The sequence below is a fragment of the Clostridium sp. genome, from assembly GCF_036569345.1.
Lineage (GTDB): Bacteria > Bacillota > Clostridia > Clostridiales > Clostridiaceae > Clostridium_AD.
Map to the genome: position 1 here is coordinate 1 of NZ_DATCQT010000126.1, position 3102 is coordinate 3102.

2 protein-coding genes, 1 pseudogene and 1 other annotated feature are annotated in these 3102 nt (G+C 28.6%); of the genes and pseudogenes, 2 read left to right on the top strand and 1 reads right to left on the bottom strand.

Features of this window, described 5'->3' with window-relative positions; translation table 11 throughout:
* A pseudogene (locus VIM70_RS12235) lies at positions 1-539 on the bottom strand (asparagine synthetase B); the annotation flags it as partial.
* Between the two features lie 52 nt (positions 540-591).
* Positions 592-846 (bottom strand) — a binding site (T-box leader).
* Between the two features lie 256 nt (positions 847-1102).
* On the opposite strand from VIM70_RS12235, the gene VIM70_RS12240 reads away from it, so the two are divergent.
* Together VIM70_RS12240 and VIM70_RS12245 are read left to right on the top strand one after the other, a co-directional pair.
* Complete coding sequence (locus VIM70_RS12240) at positions 1103-1492, top strand: GGDEF domain-containing protein (RefSeq protein WP_331946045.1); 390 nt, start codon at positions 1103-1105, stop codon at positions 1490-1492.
* 397 nt (positions 1493-1889) lie between these two features.
* Positions 1890-3008, top strand: coding sequence for a GGDEF domain-containing protein (locus VIM70_RS12245; RefSeq protein ID WP_331946046.1), 1119 nt, complete (start codon positions 1890-1892; stop codon positions 3006-3008).
* Positions 3009-3102 lie beyond the last annotated feature (94 nt).

Here is a 3102-nt window from a genome sequence, read left to right on the forward strand (position 1 = left end):
CCATCAGCATAATAATGTCCTGGCGGAAATGACATAATTTTGTACGTAAGACCAACTAAATTTTTCGCTTCACTTGCAAATATGATTTTACCTGATTCGGAATAACCATAGAAGAGAGGACGGATTCCAATTGGATCTCGTGCTGCAATGAAACTGTTCTTTTTTCCATCGTAGATGACAATTGCGAATTCTGCATCTAATTTTGGAAACATATCTAGCCCATATTCATAGTACATTGGAAGCAATATTTCGCAATCACTATCAGAAATAAACTTATGTCCTTTTTCCATTAGGTCTTTCTTAATTTCACGGAAACCGTAAAGTTCACCGTTACAGATGGATGCATCTGTATTCCTTGTGTATGGCTGCATTCCGCTAAAACTTAAATCCATAATAGAAAGTCTTTGAAATCCCAAAATACCAGATGGTAAAGTAAGAATCTCTGTCATATCTGGTCCTCTCGATTCGGTTCTTTGTAATGCTTCTGCAAATTTATCATGTTTCATGTCTATTCCTGTATAACACATAATTGTACACATATTAATATTCACCCCTTAATTTTAAATATAAAAAAAAGCCCTCCTCCTATAAAAATAGGACGAAAGACTTATACTTCCGCGGTGCCACCTAAATTAGCTTATAAAGCTCACTTTAATCAGTACAGAATTAATAAAAATTCGATACTGTCCAAGCTGTAACGGTTTGGCTCCGTCCAATACTACTCTTAATAAATTTCGTTTGGAAGCTCCGGGATGTTCTTCATTATTTGATTCGTATCAGTCTCTCACCACCACTGACTCGCTTTGACCACCTCATAATAACTACTCTTCCCATCAAGGCTTTTCTATTGATTATATGATATTTAAATTTGAATTTATTTCATTTTACTTTGTATTTTATAATTCGTCAATAGTTTTATGAAGTATCTCTTTAAATGTATCTCTTTAAATAAAATTAATTAAGCTCTAAGGTAACCTAGGGTTTTATTTTTATCCTTTTTACAAATATTGAAGGGAAAGATAAATTTATGTAGAATTAAGCTAAGAAAGTAGTAGGTTGTACTACATAAATAAGAAATTTAAATACATAAGATAATGTTTGCATGGTATTTGACTTAGATGGGTTTAAAGTTATTAATGATGAGTTTGGCCATCTTTTTGGAGATGAAGTTATAAAACAAGTAAGCAAAGCTTGCTCAAGCATTCTTAGAGAAGATGATATATTTGCTCGTTTTGGTGGAGATGAGTTTGTCATAATTTTCAAAGGTATAGAACTAAAAAACGGAGAAAAGGAAGCTGAACAAATTTTGAATACAGTGAGAAATCTAAATATATATAATAATGGAAAACTTATTCCAATCACAATTAGTATTGGAGTTACAGATAATTTATCTTGCGCTGCAAAGTATTTTAATGAATTATTTCGTGTTGCAGATTTAAGATTGTATAAGGCAAAAAACAGAGGTAGAAATCAAGTTTGTGCAGTAAGTTAAGAAATTATTAGGAGATGATTATAATGAAATTTGGAATAAGAAAACCAGGCGTAAAAAAAATGTTTAAATGAGTGGTGGATTAAAATAAAATGAAAGGATAGTTAAAATACTCTGAGGGTAATATCTTGGAGTATTTTATTTTTTTTTGGAAATTTTAAAGGATAATTGTTGATGTTTGTTGAATTATGTAAATATTAAATAGTTGGAAAAGCGAATATTTAATTGATAAGTGTAGGAAATGCCGGATATATCTGAAAAATCATTTTATAAAGATGTCTCTTCGCTAACGAATATAGGGGATATGTCGAAATTGTATTCGATGATGAAATAATTAATAACATATTTCAAAAGCATAAAGTAAATTAAGATTTAAATCAAAGGAAGTGATCTGACTAATATGATATCATTAATCAGCACGGATGGTCTTGCAATTATTGCACTTTGTTTTACAATAAGTTTTGCTAAGCGGAACGTTGTAATATGTACTAAAAAAAATATGATTTACAAATCTGCAGCAGCGACTACAATTATTTTGCTGATTTTAGAAATAACAACTATTTTAATGGAACTTTCAAATAACAATAAACTTATTATACCTCACCGTATAGCTAATATCTTAGGATTTTCTTTTAGTCCAATAGTTCCTTTTATTCTTTTATTATTTAGTAGCGATAAAGAAAAAAAAATTCTGTATAATTGGTTTTTAGCAATACCCTTATGTTTTAATGCTTTTATGTGCGTTTTAAGTTATAAAACAGGCTTAATCTTTTTTGTCGATGCTCAAAATCAATATACACGAGGGAATTTATTTTTACTGCCCACTATAATTTGCATGTTTTATTATGTATTGTTTATAATAGCTGTAATTAAAAATAATGTTAAATATGAAATGGAAGATAAAAAAATATTAATTCCTATTCTTTTTATACCTATACTAGGAAGCATTCTTCAGATTTTATTTAAAGATCTAATCCTAATTTGGAGCTGCACCTCTATATCTTTGCTGATATATTATATTTTTTTACTTGAGCTACAATTTAAATATGATGTTCAAACTAGAATTAAAAATCGTTCAGCATTTGAAAAAGAAATGGAGCAATATGTAAGCGATGATAAAAATGCAATAATTATTATGTTTGATTTAAATAACTTAAAGAGTACTAATGATAAATACGGACATAAAGCTGGAGATGAAATAATTTTTCACACTGCAAAAATTATAGAGGAAAGCTTTATGGGTATTGGTAAGGCTTATAGGATAGGCGGTGATGAATTTTGTGTTATTTGTAACGAGATTCCAAGGGAATTATTAGATAGTGCTCTATCTAATCTAGATGACTTATTAATTAAAGTAAATCAAAAGAGGCACATTAAAATTGTACTTGCTTATGGACATGCATTTTACAATAAAAATGAAAATGAAAATATATATTCTACATTTGCTCAAGCTGATAAAAATATGTATATTCACAAATCGAAATTAAAGGAATTTTATGGTAAAATGAAAAACGATTAGAAAATGATATGTATTTTATAAATATATATTTATATAGCGAAAAACTGTGAAAATAATAAAAAAAGTTTAGTGGCTTGTCTTAAATAAAATAGAC

Excerpts from the sequence above, each read along its gene's own strand:
- VIM70_RS12240 (WP_331946045.1), top strand. The coding sequence starts at position 1,103 with ATGGTATTTGACTTAGATGGGTTTAAAGTTATTAATGATGAGTTTGGC.
- VIM70_RS12245 (WP_331946046.1), top strand. The coding sequence starts at position 1,890 with ATGATATCATTAATCAGCACGGATGGTCTTGCAATTATTGCACTTTGT.